11 protein-coding genes and 3 pseudogenes are annotated in these 19,636 nt (G+C 35.5%); 9 read left to right on the forward strand and 5 right to left on the reverse strand.

Annotated elements, in window-relative coordinates; all coding sequences use genetic code 11:
* Window positions 1-2 precede the first annotated feature (2 nt).
* Window positions 3-242: a hypothetical protein gene (locus ABWH96_RS15085; RefSeq protein WP_375578347.1), complete on the reverse strand. Its 240-nt coding sequence runs from the start codon at window positions 240-242 to the stop codon at window positions 3-5.
* Between the two features lie 455 nt (window positions 243-697).
* Here ABWH96_RS15085 and ABWH96_RS15090 point away from each other — a divergent pair.
* Both ABWH96_RS15090 and ABWH96_RS15095 read left to right on the forward strand, forming a co-directional pair.
* A pseudogene (locus tag ABWH96_RS15090) lies at window positions 698-2,973 on the forward strand (aconitate hydratase).
* A 759-nt stretch (window positions 2,974-3,732) separates the two neighbouring features.
* On the forward strand, window positions 3,733-4,269 hold the full coding sequence (locus ABWH96_RS15095; protein ID WP_375578348.1) for a ferritin: 537 nt from the start codon (window positions 3,733-3,735) through the stop codon (window positions 4,267-4,269).
* A 53-nt stretch (window positions 4,270-4,322) separates the two neighbouring features.
* Here the strand turns inward: ABWH96_RS15095 and ABWH96_RS15100 are convergent, their stop codons facing one another.
* The 4 genes and pseudogenes from ABWH96_RS15100 to ABWH96_RS15115 form a co-directional block, all read right to left on the reverse strand.
* Window positions 4,323-5,147, reverse strand: a complete 825-nt coding sequence (locus tag ABWH96_RS15100; protein ID WP_375578349.1) for an alpha/beta hydrolase — start codon at window positions 5,145-5,147, stop codon at window positions 4,323-4,325.
* Between the two features lie 8 nt (window positions 5,148-5,155).
* Window positions 5,156-5,885 (reverse strand): annotated as a pseudogene (locus ABWH96_RS15105) (MIP/aquaporin family protein).
* 6 nt (window positions 5,886-5,891) lie between these two features.
* Complete coding sequence (glpK, locus tag ABWH96_RS15110; protein WP_375578350.1) at window positions 5,892-7,391, reverse strand: glycerol kinase GlpK; 1,500 nt, start codon at window positions 7,389-7,391, stop codon at window positions 5,892-5,894.
* A 460-nt stretch (window positions 7,392-7,851) separates the two neighbouring features.
* Window positions 7,852-9,416, reverse strand: a pseudogene (locus ABWH96_RS15115) (glycerol-3-phosphate dehydrogenase/oxidase).
* A gap of 123 nt (window positions 9,417-9,539) precedes the next feature.
* Here ABWH96_RS15115 and ABWH96_RS15120 point away from each other — a divergent pair.
* The 7 genes from ABWH96_RS15120 to ABWH96_RS15150 all read left to right on the forward strand — a co-directional run bounded on the left by ABWH96_RS15120 (window position 9,540) and on the right by ABWH96_RS15150 (window position 19,633).
* The gene (locus ABWH96_RS15120) at window positions 9,540-10,301 is read left to right on the forward strand and encodes a DeoR/GlpR family DNA-binding transcription regulator (RefSeq protein ID WP_375578351.1); all 762 of its coding nucleotides are present in this window, start codon (window positions 9,540-9,542) and stop codon (window positions 10,299-10,301) included.
* 99 nt (window positions 10,302-10,400) lie between these two features.
* A complete protein-coding gene (locus ABWH96_RS15125; protein ID WP_375578352.1) occupies window positions 10,401-13,142 on the forward strand; it encodes a hypothetical protein in 2,742 nt (913 codons plus the stop codon).
* A 2-nt stretch (window positions 13,143-13,144) separates the two neighbouring features.
* The gene (locus ABWH96_RS15130; protein ID WP_375578353.1) at window positions 13,145-14,758 is read left to right on the forward strand and encodes a mechanosensitive ion channel family protein; all 1,614 of its coding nucleotides are present in this window, start codon (window positions 13,145-13,147) and stop codon (window positions 14,756-14,758) included.
* 37 nt (window positions 14,759-14,795) lie between these two features.
* Window positions 14,796-15,953 (forward strand): cystathionine gamma-synthase, encoded by a 1,158-nt coding sequence (locus ABWH96_RS15135; protein WP_375578354.1) that lies wholly within the window; start codon window positions 14,796-14,798, stop codon window positions 15,951-15,953.
* A 6-nt stretch (window positions 15,954-15,959) separates the two neighbouring features.
* Entirely contained in the window at window positions 15,960-17,645 is a 1,686-nt protein-coding gene (locus ABWH96_RS15140; RefSeq protein ID WP_375578355.1) for a 1-acyl-sn-glycerol-3-phosphate acyltransferase, read from the forward strand.
* On the forward strand, window positions 17,623-18,678 hold the full coding sequence (locus tag ABWH96_RS15145) for an NAD(P)H-dependent glycerol-3-phosphate dehydrogenase (RefSeq protein WP_375578356.1): 1,056 nt from the start codon (window positions 17,623-17,625) through the stop codon (window positions 18,676-18,678). Before ABWH96_RS15140 ends, ABWH96_RS15145 begins: the two co-directional genes overlap by 23 nt.
* A gap of 181 nt (window positions 18,679-18,859) precedes the next feature.
* The gene (locus ABWH96_RS15150; RefSeq protein ID WP_013455864.1) at window positions 18,860-19,633 is read left to right on the forward strand and encodes a ParA family protein; all 774 of its coding nucleotides are present in this window, start codon (window positions 18,860-18,862) and stop codon (window positions 19,631-19,633) included.
* Window positions 19,634-19,636 lie beyond the last annotated feature (3 nt).

Genomic DNA, 19,636 nt, shown 5'->3' on the forward strand with positions numbered 1-19,636 from the left:
ACTTATAATTTTAATCCTGATAGTTGCCTTGTTTCGCAAAGCATGTTAGAATCTGAAAATTTTACTATAATTTTATAAACCTTACCCTTTTCTACATCAGAAAATTCAATTTCTGAATTTCCACTTCCTATCTTCTTCTCTTGAGAAAAATATTCACCTTCTTGAATATAAAATAACTCAGCAGTAAAAGAACCAGCTGTTTCGACATCTATAAGAAAACTAGTTTCTCTAATTTCTTTCATTTCAAGCTTTGAATCACATGATTTAAAATCAAAACTTGAGAGACCGATTACGGTCAAGAGACAAAAACAGAGTTTCAATATTTGAATATTCATTTCGGATTAGTTTAAAATCAAAAATACAAAAGTGTAATATTAATAATCTACAAATCTACGGTCTTTTGGTACATATCACATAAATTCGCATAAAGAAAAACATAATTAATTGAATTTACATACATACGGAACAATTTTCTTATTCGGATTTTATAGCAATTCAAATATAAGTGATTCAGTTTTCTAAACAATAAAAAACAAGTAAAACTTTAAGTACATTAACCTAACTTTCTATCAAACAGTAATTTATATCGATAATTAGAATTTTTACAAATACGGATTATCGTGGTTTCCACATAGGATAAAAGTCTTGATTTTGTATCTTTGCAGAAAATCGAAGAATTTTAAATAAAAATAATAATATGGCTTTTGATATAGACATGATTAAAGCTGTTTATGCTGGAATGAGTGAAAAGATCGCTGCAGCTAAACAGGTAGTCAACAAACCTTTAACCTTATCTGAAAAAATACTTTATTCTCATTTGTGGGATGGTAATGCTAAAAACGCATTTCAGAGAGGTAAATCTTACGTAGATTTTGCTCCTGATAGAGTCGCTATGCAGGATGCAACTGCACAAATGGCACTTTTACAATTTATGCAAGCTGGAAGAGATCAAGCTGCCGTACCTTCTACAGTACATTGCGATCACTTAATCTTAGCTAAAGAAGGTGCTAAAGAAGATTTAAGAAGCTCATTAACTGCTTCAGGTGAGGTTTTTAATTTCTTGGAATCGGTTTCTAACAAATATGGAATTGGCTTCTGGAAGCCAGGTGCAGGTATTATTCACCAAGTAGTTTTAGAAAATTATGCATTCCCTGGTGGAATGATGATAGGAACCGATTCCCATACTGTAAATGCTGGTGGTTTAGGAATGGTAGCCATTGGTGTTGGTGGAGCTGATGCTGTAGATGTTATGGCCGGAATGCCTTGGGAATTGAAATTCCCTAAATTAATCGGTGTGAAGTTGACCGGAAAATTAAACGGTTGGACTTCTGCCAAAGATGTTATATTAAAAGTTGCCGGAATCTTAACTGTAAAAGGTGGAACAGGTTCAATAGTAGAATATTTTGGCCCTGGTGCACAATCACTTTCTGCAACTGGTAAAGGAACAATCTGTAATATGGGTGCTGAAATTGGTGCTACTACCTCTACTTTCGGTTATGATGATGCTATGGAGCGTTATTTAAGATCAACTGATAGAAATGATGTTGCAGATGCAGCAAATGAAGTTCGTGAGCACCTAACAGGTGATGATGAGGTTTATGCTAACCCTGAGCAACATTTCGACCAAGTAATTGAAATTGACTTATCAACTTTAGAGCCACATGTAAATCTGTCCGATTCACGCCTGATAGAGCTACTCCAATTTCTCAATTAAAAGCTGAGGCTGAGAAAAATGGATGGCCAACTAAAGTTGAATGGGGATTGATTGGTTCTTGTACCAACTCTTCTTACGAAGATTTATCAAGAGCTTCTTCTATTGCCAAACAAGCTGTTGAAAAAGGCTTGAAAACAAAATCTGAATTTGGTATCAATCCGGGTTCTGAGCAAGTAAGATTTACTGCTGACCGTGATGGTCTTTTGAAAATATTTGAAGATTTAGACGCAACTATTTTCACCAATGCTTGCGGCCCTTGTATCGGACAATGGTCAAGAACTGGTGCTGATAAAGGCGAGAAAAACACTATAGTTCACTCTTTTAACAGAAACTTCTCTAAAAGAGCTGATGGAAACCCTAACACTCACGCATTTGTAACTTCACCAGAAATGGTGGCTGCAATTGCAATAAGCGGTGATTTAGGATTTAATCCTTTAACTGACACTTTAACAAATGAAAAAGGAGAGCAGGTAAAATTAGATCCTCCTTTTGGAGCCGAATTACCTGATGCTGGTTTCGCAGTTGAAGATAATGGATATCAAGAGCCTGCCAAAGATGGTAGCACTGTAGAAGTAAAAGTTGCTCCTGATTCTAAAAGATTACAATTATTAGAAGGTTTTGATGCTTGGGATGGTCAAAATATCACAGGTGCCAAATTACTTATCAAAGCATTAGGTAAATGTACAACTGACCATATTTCTATGGCTGGTCCTTGGTTGAGGTTCAGAGGTCACTTAGATAATATTTCTGACAACTGCTTGATTGGTGCGGTAAATGCCTTCAATGAAGAAACTAATAAAGTTAAAAGTCAGATCACTGGAGAATACGGAGCTGTTCCTGCTACTCAAAGAGAGTATAAAGCGAAAGGAATTCCGACAATAGTGGTTGGAGACCATAATTATGGAGAAGGTTCTTCAAGAGAGCATGCTGCCATGGAGCCTAGACATTTAGGTGTTAAAGCTGTTTTGGTTAAATCTTTCGCTCGTATTCATGAAACTAATTTGAAGAAGCAAGGGATGTTGGGATTAACTTTTGTTGATGAAGCTGATTACGATAAAGTGCAGGAGGATGATACTATTAACTTCCTAGACCTTGATCAGTTCGCTCCTGATAAGCCACTTACAATCGAATTTGTTCACGCAGATGGCAGCAAAGATGTTATAAAGGCAAACCATACTTATAATGATGCTCAAATTGAGTGGTTTAAAGCAGGTTCTGCATTGAATAAAATCAAAGAAGAAGCGAAAGCTAGAGGTTAATATTAAGATTATAGAATCAAGAATCAAGAATCTAGATTCAAGAGTCAGATTAAAAGGAGTTTTCATTTGAAAGCTCCTTTTTTATGCTCTATTATTTCCTGTTTTCCTCGCTGGGACACCTTAGATATTCAAATAATAAATATTTTAGTCAAATAGTCTAAAAATATCCAAAAACAAGTTAAACGAAGTTAAATAAGGGTATAATATGATAGAATCTATTTGCTTAGTTCATTAATGGCTAACTCCCCAACTTTCGCTTTAGCGAAAAAGCGGGCTGGAGGGTTCCCGAAAGCTTTCGGGAGGCGGGCAGGCGTTGGCATTTGCGGGAAGAAGCATCATTTTACCTAGTCCCGATAGGTATCGGGATTGCCAGCCAATAGCTGGTCAGCCTCTGGCCGACATACTTTTTCATCAATGGAAAAAGTATGAATGGTAAAGCTAGCATTATTATGCAAAAATCAGCAGTATTATGCTTAATTCTGCTTTCTGGGACACTATAAAATATAGAAAAAGTGCTCTTAAACCAACAAAAAGCAGTACTACAATTTTACCGAGGAAAACAGGAGATTATAGAGTCAAGAATCTAGATTCAAGAGTCAAGAGTCAGGTTAAAAAAAGTTTTCATTTGAAAGCTCCTTTTTATGTCCCATTATTTATACTCAATCCATATTTAGAGGAAATCTAATTTCAGATTATCATTCAACCCAACTTTATTAGATAATATTATGTATAATGCATACAATTGAAAAAGAAATAAACATGAAGGATTTAATAACACCTAATAGATCATTAGCGATAGAAACAGAAAAGAAACTAAATCAGCAGATTGAAATGGAAGGCAAATCATCTGCCTACTATTTATCCATGGCTTCCTGGTGTGAAACCAAAGGATATGTGAACTCAGCCAAATTCTTATACGACCATTCAGATGAAGAAAGAGGTCATATGTTGAAATTATTCAGCTACATCAACGAAGCTGGTGGACATGCAAGGCAACCTGCTATCAGTGAAATCAGACATGAATTTAACAGCTTGAGAGAAGTATTCGAGCTGATTTTAGAACATGAAATTAAAGTAACCAAATCTATTCATGAATTGGTAGATCATTGTTTCAGCACTAAAGATTTCACTACTTTCAATTTCTTGCAGTGGTTTGTTACCGAACAGAGAGAAGAAGAAACCATCTCAAGAAGAGCATTAGAAATATTCGATATCATAGGTGAAGAAGGTATGGGATTATGGCATATCGATATTGAATTAGGGAAATTGCATGGAATAGATACTGTCGAAGAGTAATTCTAGTTTCAGTTTTATTTATAAGCCCTCATGATTAATAATTGTGAGGGTTTTTATTTACCCATCCACCCCAACATATCCCCCATCAAATTTTCAAAATCCACATCATGATGGATTTCGTGTTTGGATTTTGGATAGCTTTTGAAGGTGAATAAGTTGCTGTCTTTGGCAAATTCAGCTGTTGCATCATGGGAAATGATCTTATCTAGCTGTCCGTGGGCTAAAAATACTTTGTGCTTAAATTTATGGGTATTATGAATTAGGTACTCCCCCCCTTTTGTGATGGAAGTAAATAGTTTAGCTGAAACTTTATCATGGATTAAAGGATCATTTTCGTATTTTTCAACCTCCTCTTTTATGCTGGAAATATCCTTGGCTTTTAGTCCAGATGGCTGTATTAAACTTGGAATAATATCCGCAACCCAATTCCCTAAATTCACTTTCCATTTTGGTGGATCAAAAGCCAATTTAATCCACGGTGAAGTCGCTATACCTGCAGTGATTTCATCTGATTGATCTTTTGCCAAATAATTCAAGACTATATTCCCTCCCATGCTGTGTCCATAAAGATATAATTCAGCATTCAAATAATCTACCCTGACATATCGAATAAAATACTCTATATCGGTTAATAACTGCTCCATACTTGGGGCATGTCCTTTTTTGCCTTCTGAATTGCCATGACCTCTTAAAGTTAGGGCAATAACAGAAATTCCTTTTTCATTGAAATATTCTGCTACCTTTTGAAATCTTCCAGCATGCTCTCCAAGACCATGAACTATCAAAACAATCTTCTCAGGATTTTCAGATTGTATATATTTTTGAACTTCTAATGATAAATTATCTGAAGTTTTGAAATGTGAGATTTTCTTATCCATAAAGGAATTTAATTTAATACGATATAAATAAATGCTGCAAAGGCTGCTCCGCTTAAAGGACCAATTATTGGGATCCAGCTATAAGCCCAATCGCTACTACCTTTACCTTTAATGGGTAAAATTTGATGCATTATTCTAGTGAAGTCCCGAGCTGGGTTTATAGCATAACCTGTAGTTCCTCCCAAGGCCAAACCAATCACCCATACTAAAATGGCAACAGGTAAAGCTCCCAAATCACCCAAACCAATTGGAGTGCCATTTGTATCCATCAATTGAGGCGGGGTAGAAAACAGAATAACTATAATGAGAACAAATGTTCCGATAAACTCAGAGATGAAATTCGTCTTTACGTCTCGAATGGCTGGAGCAGTGGCAAATGGAGCAAATAACAAGCCTTGATCATCTGTAGCTTCAAAATGCCTTTGATAAATTAGCCAAGCACAAAAAGAACCGAATGCTGCTCCTAAAATCTGAGCTGGAATATAAATCCACAAAAGATTCCAGGCGAAATCACCTGTCATTGCTAGTGCTAAACTTACTGCTGGATTTATGTGAGCTCCACTATGACTAACCTGCGACTACTACCGCTATAAAAACTCCAAAAGCCCAAGCAGTAGTTATTACGATCCATCCCGATTGTGTACCCTTAGTTTTGGGTAAAACTACATTGGCGACAACCCCAGAGCCCATTAATATTAATAAAAATGTACCTAAAAATTCTGCTACAAAATAGTTCATCTGTTTTTATGATTCTAACCAATCTTGGCTGCGGTCAACAGCCTTATGCCAAAAATGCAATAATTTTTTAACTTCTTCTTTATCCATTTCAGGATTATAGGATTGTTCTGCTTCCCAAAGGGATTGCAAGGCGTCCATATCTTTCCAATAACCTACTGCCAAACCTGCTAAAAAGGCTGCTCCCACCGCAGTCGTCTCGGTTATTTTTGGACGCGTAATGGTGCAATCCACCAAATCAGATTGGAATTGCATAAGAAAATTATTTTCGGAAGCTCCACCATCTACTCTCATTTCCTGTGTTTTATGTCCTGCATCTTTTTCCATGGCAGCCAAAACATCATTTACCTGATAGGCAATAGCTTCCAAAGCAGCCCGTGCCATGTGTGCTTTTGTAGTTCCTCGGGTAATTCCAAAAAATGTACCTCTAGCATCCTGATTCCAGTAAGGCGCACCTAATCCTGTTAAAGCCGGTACGAAATAAACGCCTTCATTATCTTTCAATGAAGTGGCCAAGGCTTCTGATTCACTTGCTTTGCGGAAAAGCTCCAAACCATCTCTCAACCATTGAATGGCTGCTCCTCCTATAAAAACACTGCCTTCTAATGCATATTGAACCTTATCTCCTATTTGCCAGGCAACAGTAGTCAGTAATTTATTATTGGATTTAACGGGTTCATCTCCTGTATTCATCACCAAAAAGCAACCCGTTCCATAAGTGGTTTTCGCCATTCCTTTTTCAGAGCAAAGCTGCCCGAAAAGTGCGGCTTGCTGATCTCCCGCTATTCCTGCAATAGGGATTTTATGAGAAAATAAATCGCCAGCCGTGGTGCAATAAACTTCGCTGCTTGACTTTACTTCAGGCAACATAGACTCAGGAATCTCAAACAACTCAAGTAGCTCTTTATCCCACTTTTTCTCGTGGATATTAAAAATCATGGTTCGGCTGGCATTGGTGATATCTGTGAAATGATGTTTGCCAGAAGTCAATTTATAAACCAACCAACTATCCACAGTCCCAAAACATAATTCTCCATTTTCGGCTTTAGCCCTTGCTCCGTCTACATTATCTAAAATCCATTTAATTTTAGTGGCAGAAAAATAAGCATCTATAATCAGGCCTGTTTTATCATTGATCTTTTCAGATAAGCCCTTCTTTTTTAGTTCATTGCAATAATTTGCAGTTCGTCTGTCTTGCCAGACAATGGCTTTATGAATAGGCTTTCCAGTATTTCTATCCCAAACTATGGTGGTTTCTCTTTGATTGGTTATCCCAATTCCTGCAATTTGAGTGGGTGTAATATTGGCCTTGGTGATGGCTTCTGTGGCAACTGAAGCTTGAGAAGTCCAGATTTCGTTTGCATCATGTTCTACCCAGCCTGATTGCGGGAAAAACTGTTCAAATTCTTTTTGGGCAACCGCTACTATCTCGGCTTTTTCATTGAATAAAATTGCTCTTGAGCTGGTTGTTCCCTGGTCGAGGGATAAAATATATTGAGGTTTTTCCATAGTATTTATTGTAGTTTATAAAAATAAAACTTCTACTCTTAATTCAAACAGTGATATTTTAGTTATTCTCTTTGAGCAGATATTTTACCTATTTTAAAATCATTGAATATCCAGTTTTCCTTCCTTTCTTTTTGCTTGAACAAAAAGAAACAAAAATTCAAGAAAGTTTAATGTCAGCCAGAGGCTGACCAGACTTTGGCTGGCTTCCACCCTCAATGCCCTCGCTGGCTTGTCTGCAAAAGCAGGCTTGCCTGAACAAGCTGGCCCGCTAAACTTTCCTCCCTCCCGCTTTTCCGAGTTCCTCGGAAGTGGTCGTGCTATTTCTTTTGCTACTAATTAGCGATATATCTATTTTCTACTATCAAATAAAGTTCTCAAGCACAGGGCTCACCAATCTAGGACAGGAAAACTTCGTAAGCTTTCTCAAATTGTATTCTTAATAATTGTCAAATAAACCACTTTAAGATTCAATCAAATATCGCATTGCCAATTTATTAAAATCTTTCAATTGCTTTTCAATCCATGCTACTTCTTTTCCTAATTCTTTTGCCATTACCTCTGCTACTTTAGGTGCCATATCCATACTAGCTTGAGCATCTAAAAAAAGTATTCTGATCCTTCTAGCTAACACATCCTCCACCTTCATGGCCATTTCATTTCGACAGGCAAAAATCACTTCTGCTTGTGTGTAGGGATATTTGGGATGCAAAGGCTCATTCCATTCTGAATTTTCATCCTGCAACTTTTTTATGGCGATTCTGTCGGCCCATAAACCCCTAAATAATCGATGGACTTTTCATTAGAATAGCCATGAATTTTTACATCTGCTGAGGTACTATCCTTAAGCTTTTCACCCGTTATTTTGGTAAAATACTCCACTGTATCCTCTCCCATTTTACGGAAAGTAGTCCATTTTCCACCCGTCAGCGTTATTAAATTACTATCCGATACAATGACTTTATGGCTTCGAGAAATCTCTTTCGTTTTTTCACTTTCATCTGTTGGAGCCGCAAGTGGCCTTAGACCTGCATAAACGGAAAGCACATCACTTCTTTGAGGCTTTTTGGTCAAGTACTCTTGTGCAGTTGCTAAAACAAAGTCAATCTCTTTTTCTAATGCAGCGGGTTCCAATTTTGGTTTTTTACGCATAGTATCAGTAGTACCCACCACTATTTTATCATGCCAAGGCACCGCAAATAAAACTCTACCATCACTGGTTTCTGGGATCATTAGGGCATCTTTCCCAGATAAAAACGAACGATCTAAAACCAAATGAATGCCCTGACTTGGTCGGATCATTTTCTTGGCTTTAGGATTATCTAATTGCAATATCTTATCAGCAAAAACCCCAGTAGCATTGACTACCATCTTTGCTTTAATGTCATAACTATTTTTTGAAAACTGGTCTTTGACAGAAAGTCCGGTGATTTTACCTTCGCTGTTTTTATTGAGCTGATTTACTTTGAAATAGTTCAGAATAGCTACTCCTTTTTCATCGCAGGTTTGTGCAATATTCAATGCCAATCGAGCATCATCAAATTGCCCATCATGATAAACCACACCACCTTTTAGGCCTTCTTGCTTGATGGTAGGTAAACGTTCGATGGTTTTTTTCTTTGAGATAAAAGTAGACTTTCCCAAGCTTAATTTACCTGCCATCCAATCGTACATCTTTAAACCAACAGTATATTTCAAACGATCGAAAAAAGTATAAATAGGAATTACAAAAGATTGGTTATGTGCTAAATGAGGAGCATTTTTCAATAATCTACCTCTCTCTTTTAAAGCTTCCAAAACTAAGAAAACATCTCCTTGCGCTAAATATCGAACTCCACCATGAACTAGCTTCGTACTTCTACTGCTTGTCCCCTTGGCAAAATCAGATTTTTCAAACAACGCAACACTCAATCCTCTGGAAACAGCATCTAAAGCAACACCAAGTCCGGAAGAACCTCCTCCTATCACAGCAATATCCCAAACCTTATCCGCATCTGAAATTTGCTTTATGTTTTCTTTTCTATTCATTTTGTTTCGTTTGATTCAAATATAACACTAAAAGAAACATATCAAAAGAATAAAATTACTTTTCCTTTCTTTTTGTTTGCTTTTAGTTTCTTTTTATGACTTTTAATTCTATTTTTGAATCATATGACAATCGCAGAAAGACATAAATTTATATTAGACCAACTTCAGCAAGAGGGCTTTGTTAGTGTTAGCGATTTAAGTGATTCACTAGAAGTCACTAAAGTAACGATAAGAAAAGACTTAAAGCTTTTGGAAGACAAAGGTTTGCTTTATCGTTCACATGGAAGCGCTACATTAGTTTCGCCCTATGTAAACGAAAAGCCCGTTGATGAAAAGGAATTGGTGAATGTTGAAGAAAAACAGGCGATTGCTAAAACTGCAGTTGAATCCCTGAGAATGCATGAAGCCATTATTATTGGCTCTGGAACTACGGTTGGAGCATTTGCTCAAGCTATCCCCAGAAACTCTAATCTTACAGTATTAACTTCCGCTATGAATGTGACCATGGCATTATTGGACTGCAAGGATATTGAAATCGTACAATTAGGAGGCGTAGTGAGAAAAGGCAGTTCATCAGTTGTGGGGCATTATGCCGAAGAAATGATGCAAAGTTTTGCTTGTAGCAAATTGTATTTAAGTGTAGATGGCATCAGTTTGGAACATGGCTTTACTACTTCCAATATGATGGAAGCGCATTTGAATGCAAAAATGATTGAATCCGTTCAAAAAACGATTGTTTTGGCAGATGCCAGTAAGTTTGGTAAAAAAGGATTTGGTAAAATTTGTGATCTAGAGGATGTGGATCAAATTATTACAAATAAAAGTGCTTCTAAACAATTTATTACTACATTAGAGTCAAAAGGGATTGAGGTTATTTTAGTATAATAATTGTTGTTTATCTGATTCAATATTATTAACCTAAAACACCTCCATAGTTATTAATAATCCTATATTTGCATAGCATAATAAAAATTCAAAATACCTTTGAAAAGAATCTTCATCATACTATTTCTATTCATCTTAATTTTAGCAAGCGGATACGGAATCTATTACTATTGGGATAAACAAAAAAGCTTAGATGCCTGGTCTCTAGTACCCGAAAACACCTTTTTAGTTTACGAAAATAAAAACCTCGTAAGTGCCTGGAACAACATACAAGAAAACCCCATTTGGGAAGATCTTCAAAATATTGAATATTTTGCCTCTCTAAAAGAAAATTTTGAAGCTTTAGATAGTTTATCCGGAAATAGCGGAATGTTGGATGAAGTTTTTAGGAACAATCAATTACTGATTGGGATGTCTGTGATTTCCAATGATGATTTCGATTTTGTGTTCTATCAAACTTTAAAAAACACAGAACAGATTGAAGTTATTAAGAAAATAGAATCAAAATTTAATGAATTTGAAAAATCTGAAAGGGTCTATAATAAAAATACCATTTATGAATTAAAAAGCAAAGAGAATGAAAAAACCTTTAGCTATGTCCTTTTAAGAGGGAATTTTGTAGGTAGTTTTTCACCGGTACTGGTAGAGGATGTTATCAGAAATCTGGAAAAAGATGAGGACAATTTCAAAGAAAGCATAAACGAGGTATTCAAAATCGCTAATTTCCAAGATGATTTAGGCAACCTTTACATCAATTTTGATAGGCTTGATAAAATTATAAAAGTATTTACTAGATCAAATCAAAATACTCTATTTGATATTCTTTCACGATTTTCAGAAGGTGCATTTTTAGATTTATTTATAGATAATAACGATTTATACCTAAACGGCTTCACTTTTCCGCATGATTCTGTCAGTTATCTTAATACCTACAGCAATCAGCAGGGCGGGGATGTCACTTTGGAAAATTATTTCCCTTCGAAAACAGCTTTAGTGTTGCACGAAAGATTTAATGACGCTAAGGCTTTCCAAGATGAAAAATTTAAGTTTTGGAGCAATATTGACAGTGAATTTGGTCAGAAAAGAAATCTCATTGCAGAGCAATATGATACTGATTTCAGGGAATTCCATCAATTTATGGCTGGTGAAAATGCACAAGCTGTTTTAAATAGCAACCAAAATTTAAAAGAAAATAAAAAGCTTATTTTCATCAAAATGAATGATAAAAATGAAGGCTTGAATAAATTTAACAAACTTGCTGAAGAGGCTGCAAAACAAAACCAAGATACGCTCTATTATGAATTCTATGCAGAGAATGAAATTAGGGAGTTGGTCATAGATGAATTCCCCTATTTCTTATTGGGTAAAAATTTCAAAGGGTTTTCGCACACTTTTTTCACCTCCATTGATGATGTGATGATTATCAGCAATGACATCCAATCATTAAAGGAATTAATTTTGGATATGGAAACTGAAAATACATGGGGAAAATCCATAAAAGAGAATCAGTTTATTGAAACTACCCTTCAGGAATCAAACTTAAATGTATTTATTAATTTACCTCAAGCCTGGTCATTATTGCTGAATAATCTAAATGACAAATGGAGAAATAATTTTACTCAAAACGAATTTCCAATCAAAAACTTTGACATGCTGGCCATTCAGTTCAGTCATGAAAACGACCGTTATTACAGTAATGTGGAAATCTTACATTCTGATAATAGAGTAAATAATGAAATGAAATATTTCGATGAGGTAATGCAAGTTGAAATAGACGCACCTATCATCAGTAAACCCTATGTGGTCAAAAACCATAATACAGGCCAATTTGAAACCCTAGTGCAGGATTCTGCTTTTAACCTTCATCTGATTTCAACCAATGGTGATGTTATTTGGACAGAACCATTAGAGGCTCCAATCATAGGTGATGTATTCCAAATGGATTATTATCAAAACAACAAATTGCAATATGCTTTCGCTACAACTGAAAAAGTATTCCTATTGGATAGAAATGGTATTGCATTAGAGTATTTCCCTAAGGCTTATGGTGACCAGAACATTGAAAATCAATATTTTAATATAATTGATTATGATAAAAGCAAAACCTACCGCTTGCTAATTGCTAAGGAAAATGGAGATATTTATTTAACTAGTAAATATGGTGATATGCTTGGCGATTGGAAACCTTTGAAAATGCGTGATAAAATTGCTGCCATGCCTGAACATATCAGAATTAGAAGTAAGGATTTTATGGTGGTTCTTCAGGAAAATGGAACTGTAAAAGTCATGAGTAGAAATGGCGAAATGAAGCCAAATTTCCCAATTAACATCAATGATAGATTATCTGACAATTTATTCTTCGAAATTGGAAATAGCTTTGAGACAAGCTATTTAGTGACTATTACCAATGGTGGCGCAATAGTCAAAACCAGCTTTACAGGGCAGATAAAGGAAAAGGAACAACTTTATATGCCAAATAAAGAAACCTTATTCAAAATTGTTAAGAATGCTAGTGAAAGAAGCTATATACTAGCTAGGCAAGACCTTAGCAGAGTAAGTTTATTAAAGCCTTCTGGAGAAATGATGTTTGAAAAGGATTACATCAATCAAGATGAAATGGAAATCCAATATTACGAACTAGCTCCTAATAAAGAAATCATTGCTGTAACTGATAAAAAACAAGCTTTCACTTATCTTTACACTAGTGAAGGTAAATTAATCAATCAGCAACCAATAGAAAGCATTGACGAAATAGCTATGATTTATTATAATAAAGATAATGAAGTCCATGTCTATAAGTGTCATGAAAACACCTTCAGTATACTAAAATTTAATATTTAAGAATGAGATATTTTTTAATTTTATTCATATTTTTTACTCATAGTGTTATTAGTCAAAATGAAGATACTGAGCCATTGTCTCCCAATAGCCTAGAATCTCCAAAATCTACCGTAAACATCTTTCTTAAAAACCTTCAAGAAGATGATTTTCATCCTGAAGTTGCAGCAAAAACACTTAATCCAAAATTTGTAAAAGGAAAAGACTCAGAACAAATCATCACTCAGTTAAAGCAAATTTTAGATGGCGCAGGAGTATTAATTGATATAGATGAAATTCCTGACAACCCCAATTATGCGGATTCAACTGATCAAAAAAGATACTATTTATCAGAATTCGAGTTCCCAGAAATCTACCTTGAAAGAAGTAATGGCAAATGGTATTTCAGTAAAAAGACCATTAATACGACACCAGAATTACATCAACAAGTTTATCCATTCGGTACTGATAAACTAATGAATATTTTGCCCAAAATGGGTACTCAAAAAATCTTAGGACTGCATGCCTGGCAATACTTCAGTATTTTAATCCTAATAATAATCTGCGTATTAATTCATAAAATATTAAGCTGGTTTTTTGATTGGTTAATTTATCAATTATTGAAAAATAAGGGCTATGGAAATATTGCACATGAATACATTATGCCCGTTGCAAGACCATTTAGTCTGTTAATTATAGTAGGAATTCTAGTGATTTTAGTTCCTGTACTACAATTACCGATTACATTTAATCATTACTTTATATTATTATTAAGAGCCTTGATGCCACTTTTTGGTACCATGATGGCTTACAAATTGGTAGATATCCTGGGTGAATATTTGATGAAAAAAGCCGCCCAGACGGAAACCACAATGGATGACCAGATTGTACCTATTCTCAAAAGGGTATTAAAGATTTTCGTCATTATAATTGGTTTCCTTTACATCCTCAACAATTTAAGATTTGATATTACCGCACTCCTGGCTGGTATTTCAATTGGTGGTTTGGCTTTTGCTTTGGCAGCTCAGGATACTATCAAAAACTTCTTTGGTTCTTTGATGATTTTATTTGATAAACCATTTCAAATTGGAGACTGGGTAACCGCTGGCGATATTGATGGAACTGTAGAAGAAGTAGGTTTTCGTTCAACAAGAGTCAGAACATTCAGAAACTCATTGATTACAGTGCCTAATGGCAAATTAGCAGATATGGCAGTGGACAATCATGGTTTAAGAAAATACAGAAGATTCTACACCACTATTACCATCACTTATGATACACCCACACATATAATCGAATCCTTTACTGATGGTTTGAAGAAAATAGTAGAAGAACATCCCAAAACATGGAAGGATTTTTACCATATCTATTTCAATAACATGTCTGCTTACTCTTTGGATATCATGTTCTATGTATTTTTAGACGTTCCTACATGGGGAGAGGAATTAAAATACAAGGAAGAGATTTTGTTGAGTATAATGAAATTGGCAAAACAACTGGGTGTCAATTTTGCTTTCCCTACGCAAACGTTGCATATGGAAAACTTCCCAGGACAGCCCTCGTTATCTCCAGAATATCAGGAAAAGCATCAGGTGTCAGAAAAGTTGAAAAACTTTTTTCCACCGTCAAATCCGAAATAAATTCTAATTTTAAATCAAAAGTTAAAAAGAGAAATTTATGAGCAAGTCTAATAAATACAGATTCGGCACTAAAGCCATACATGCTGGTGTTGAGCCTGACTCAGCTACTGGAGCCATCATGACTCCTATTTATCAGACCTCTACTTATGTTCAATCATCTCCAGGAGAGCATAAGGGTTATGATTATAGTCGTTCTCAAAACCCAACAAGATATGCTTTGGAAAAAAGCATTGCGGCTCTAGAGAATGCTGATTATGGACACTGCTTTGCGTCCGGACTGGCTGCAATAGATGCTGTTATCAAAACATTAAAACCAGGTGATGAAGTAATCAGCACCAATGACCTTTATGGTGGAACTTACAGAATCTTTACTCAAATATTTCAAGATTTCGGAATTCATTTCCATTTCATTGATATGTCTGAAGCTTCAAATATCGAGAAACATATCACAGAAAAAACTAAACTGATTTGGGTAGAAACTCCAACCAACCCAATGATGAATATCATTGATATAAAATCGGTTTCAGATATCGCAAAGAAACACAATATATTATCTTGTGTAGACAATACTTTTTCTACTCCTTATCTACAAAACCCATTAGATTTAGGTGCTGACATAGTGATGCATTCCTTGACAAAGTATATTGCTGGGCATTCAGATGTAATTATGGGTGCATTGGCTACAAATAATAAAGAATTATCTGAGAAATTAGCCTTCATTCAAAAGGCCAGTGGCGCTGTACCAGGCCCACAAGATTGTTTCTTGGTTTTAAGAGGCATCAAAACTTTACATCTCAGAATGCAAAGGCATTGTGAGAATGGCGCAGGGGTTGCTAACTTTTTAAAATCTCATCCTAAAGTGGACAAAGTGTTTTGGCCAGGTTTCAAAACACATCCCAATCATGATATTGCTAGCAAACAAATGCATGACTTTGGAGGTATGATTTCTTTTAGCTTGAAAGAAAATACTCAGAATGCAGCTTCAGAAATCTTAAAGAAATTTGAATTATTTAGTTTAGCCGAATCATTAGGTGGAGTTGAATCCTTGAGTGGACATCCTGCAACGATGACCCATGCCAGCATACCGAAAGCAGAGCGAGATAAAATAGGCTTATCAGATTCTTTAATTCGATTGAGCGTGGGAGTTGAAGATTTAGAGGATTTAATTCAAGATTTAAAGCAAGCATTATCTTAAACTGAAATGAAGCTAAAGCGCTACAGAAGCAAAAGAAAATATGAACCCATTTTACCAGGGCCGCGAGAATGGCCTGTGGTACGATTAAGTCGTAATAAAAAAGAATTCCTAAAAGAAGTAATTGAAGAGGCTTATGAGCGCATCAAAAGCAATACAAGAAATAAAACAGCTCTAATTGAGGAGCTAGAAACTACTTTATACAAGGAAAAAGCCAGAATTAGACAAACTCCTTGGAAAGTTGACCCCGATGATGAACATCAATTTTGGGGAAAAGTGAAAGATGAACTCCTCGAAATTTCTCAGCAGAAAGCAAAAGATGAAGATAAAGCTAACAACATTCTTCGTAGCATAATTGACCGTTATGCTCATGAAATTGCAGGGAATTTTAATACCAGCCATTACAGATTTGCACGGGGTGTGGCAACTTTTGGCTTTAACAGATTACTAAATGCCGCAAGGATAAAAAAATTAGGTGGGTTTTGGAGCAACGAGCTCACCATGAATGATAAAATCCAAATTAATGGAGAAGTTGAAAGACTCAGAACCTTAGCCAAAAAGGGAACAGTAGTGATTGTCCCTACTCATTCCAGTAATTTGGACTCGATTTTAATTGGATGGGTTATTTATACTTTAGGCCTTCCTCCTGTTATTTATGGTGCTGGACTTAATCTATTCAATATTAGCATCATATCTTATTTCATGAATAGTTTAGGTGCTTATAAGGTAGACAGGCGTAAAAAGAACATGATTTATCTTGAAACCTTGAAAGCCTATTCTGCACTGGCATTGAAAAAAGGATGTCAAAGTTTATTCTTCCCAGGCGGAACCCGCTCCAGAGATGGAAGAGTGGAGAAAGAACTAAAATTAGGACTTCTTGGAACTGCCATTGAAGCACAAAGAGCGAATTATCAAGAACATGGTAAAGAAGCAGAGAAGGTATTCATTGTACCGGTCAGCTTGAATTATCATTTTGTTTTAGAAGCTCCTAGTCTTATCCGACAATATCTGGAAAAAAGAGGTCAAGAACGCTATTATGTAGAAAATGATGAGTTTTCATCCTCCTATAAAATTATAACTTTCCTATTCAAATTCTTCACGAAAGGCTCCGATATTTCTGTTTCAATAGGTGAAGCAATGGATATCTTAGGAAATAAAGTAGATGAGGAAGGAAGAAGCTTTGATTCCAAAGGAAGGCAGATTGAACCGCAAGATTATTTCATTTTTCAAGATAAAATTACGGTCAATAAACAAAGAGAAGCTGAGTATACACGAATGCTTTCCAAAAAGATTGTGGAGCAATACAGCAAAATAGCGCGTGTTTTCTCTAGTCATTTGATTGCATTTGTTGCTTTTGAAATCATTAATAAGCATAATAAAAAACTAGACTTGTTTTCTTTATTACGCTTACCTGAAGAGGACTTGGTGATTAATTATGGTGAGTTTAGAAGTACATGCCAGAGAATAAAAAATAAAATTGATGAGCGGATTAAAGAAGGTCGAATGTCACAGGCCGAACACATGGAGGACACTATTGATAACATCATCGAACATGGTTTAATAAATTTAGGAATGTATCATTCTAAAAGACCTTTAATCAAGACAAAGGAAGGGGACATAACCACAATGGATATGAATCTTCTATATTTTTACAGAAACAGATTAGACGGATATGGGCTCGAAAAACACATTTGATAAACCTATAGGGGTTGTTGGTGCGGGTAGTTTCGGACTATCAGTAGCTAATCTTTTAGCTGAAAATTCAGAGGTTTTACTTTATGCCAGAAATCCTGAGGCACTTGAAAGCATCAATAAAAAAAGGGAATGGAATGATTATCCAATTCATCAAAACATAAAAGCCATTGATGATTTAGAGCAATTAGCTAATTCCTGTGATATCATTTTTCCTGTGGTGCCATCTGCTAATTTTAGGGAGATGATGAAAAGTCTTTCTCCTTTTCTACACCCTTACCATATTCTAATTCATGGAACCAAGGGATTAAATCTAAATCTTCCTGAAGGAAAAACTTTAGATAGCATACAAGTCCTTGAAAGGCATCATATCAAAACCATGAGTGAGCTGATCATGGACGAAAGCGTAGTGGTAAGAGTCGGTTGTTTGGCTGGCCCAAATTTGGCAAAAGAAATTGCACAAGGTTTACCTGCTGCAACTGTTGTAGCCAGTCCATTTAATGAGGTAATACAGATAGGGCAACAATTACTTAGGAGCGACAGATTTCAAGTTTATGGTAATCCTGATTTGATTGGAATTGAACTTTGTGGGGTCTTGAAAAACATCATTGCAATAGCTTCAGGTGCACTGACAGGATTAGGATTAGGGGAAAATGCTCGTTCATTATTGATTAGCCGTGGGATGGCCGAAATGATTTACTTAGGAAAAGCATTAGGTGGTGATGTTCGTTCATTTATCGGTTTGGCTGGCATAGGCGATTTGATGGCTACCTCCCACTCTACTTTAAGTAGAAATTTTACTGTAGGAAGAAGGTTGGCCGAAGGTGAAAGTTTAGAGAATATTTTAGGGGATATGCAGGAAGTAGCCGAAGGAGTAAATACCATTATGATTGCGAAAAAGATTGCGGAAAGTTTTAAAGTTCGTGCACCCATAACTGAAATATTGCATAGAGTACTATTTGAAGGGCTTACGATGGAAGAAGCGGTTCAGTATCTAATGAAATATCCACTTAATGTGGATGTAGATTTTATCTAATTCCGACTAAAGCAAATTAAAAATCCATTCTATTTCTCATATAAAATTTTATCTTTGTGGTTCGCTAAAAAATTTGGTAGCTGAAATAGATACTTGCTCGGTTTTTCAATATTTTGGACAAACCAATACAAAATATAATCAGCATACCAATTAACTTTTTAAAGCTAAAATTTAAATAAATATGGGTAAAGTAATTGCAATTGCTAATCAAAAAGGAGGAGTAGGTAAAACAACATCAGCTATTAATCTTGCGGCAAGTTTAGCTGCTTTAGAATATAAAACGCTGATTGTAGATGCCGATCCACAGGCCAATTCTACTTCTGGAATAGGTTACAATCCCAAAGAAATCGAAAGCAGTATTTATGAATGTATGGTGGACGAAGTTGACGCTCAAGACATCATAGTAGAAACTGACTTAGATTACTTGCATATTTTACCTTCTCATATCAACTTAGTAGGTGCTGAAGTTGAAATGGTGAATATTAAAAACCGTGAGGAAAGAATGCGTGATGCGCTTAAAAAAGTGCGTAAAAAATATGATTTCATTATCATTGATTGTTCTCCTTCTTTAGGTCTAATCACCATAAATGCTTTAACAGCTGCAGACTCTGTTATCATCCCTGTACAATGCGAATATTTTGCGTTAGAAGGATTAGGTAAATTGCTCAATACAATTAAGATTATCCAAACGCGTTTGAACAAAGATTTGGAAATCGAAGGCATTTTATTAACCATGTATGATGTGCGACTTAACCTTTCCAACCAGGTGGTGGACGAAGTTAAACAGCACTTTAGTAAAATGGTATTTGAAACTTTGATTCCTAGAAATATTAAATTGAGTGAGTCACCAAGTTTTGGATTACCAGCTATTGCCCATGATGCTGAAAGTAAAGGAGCAATTAGCTATTTAAATTTAGCAAAAGAAATAATTAACAATAACGGATTAGGAAAATAGCGG

The organism is Marivirga tractuosa, assembly GCF_042140215.1.
GTDB classification, from domain to species: Bacteria; Bacteroidota; Bacteroidia; order Cytophagales; family Cyclobacteriaceae; genus Marivirga; species Marivirga tractuosa_A.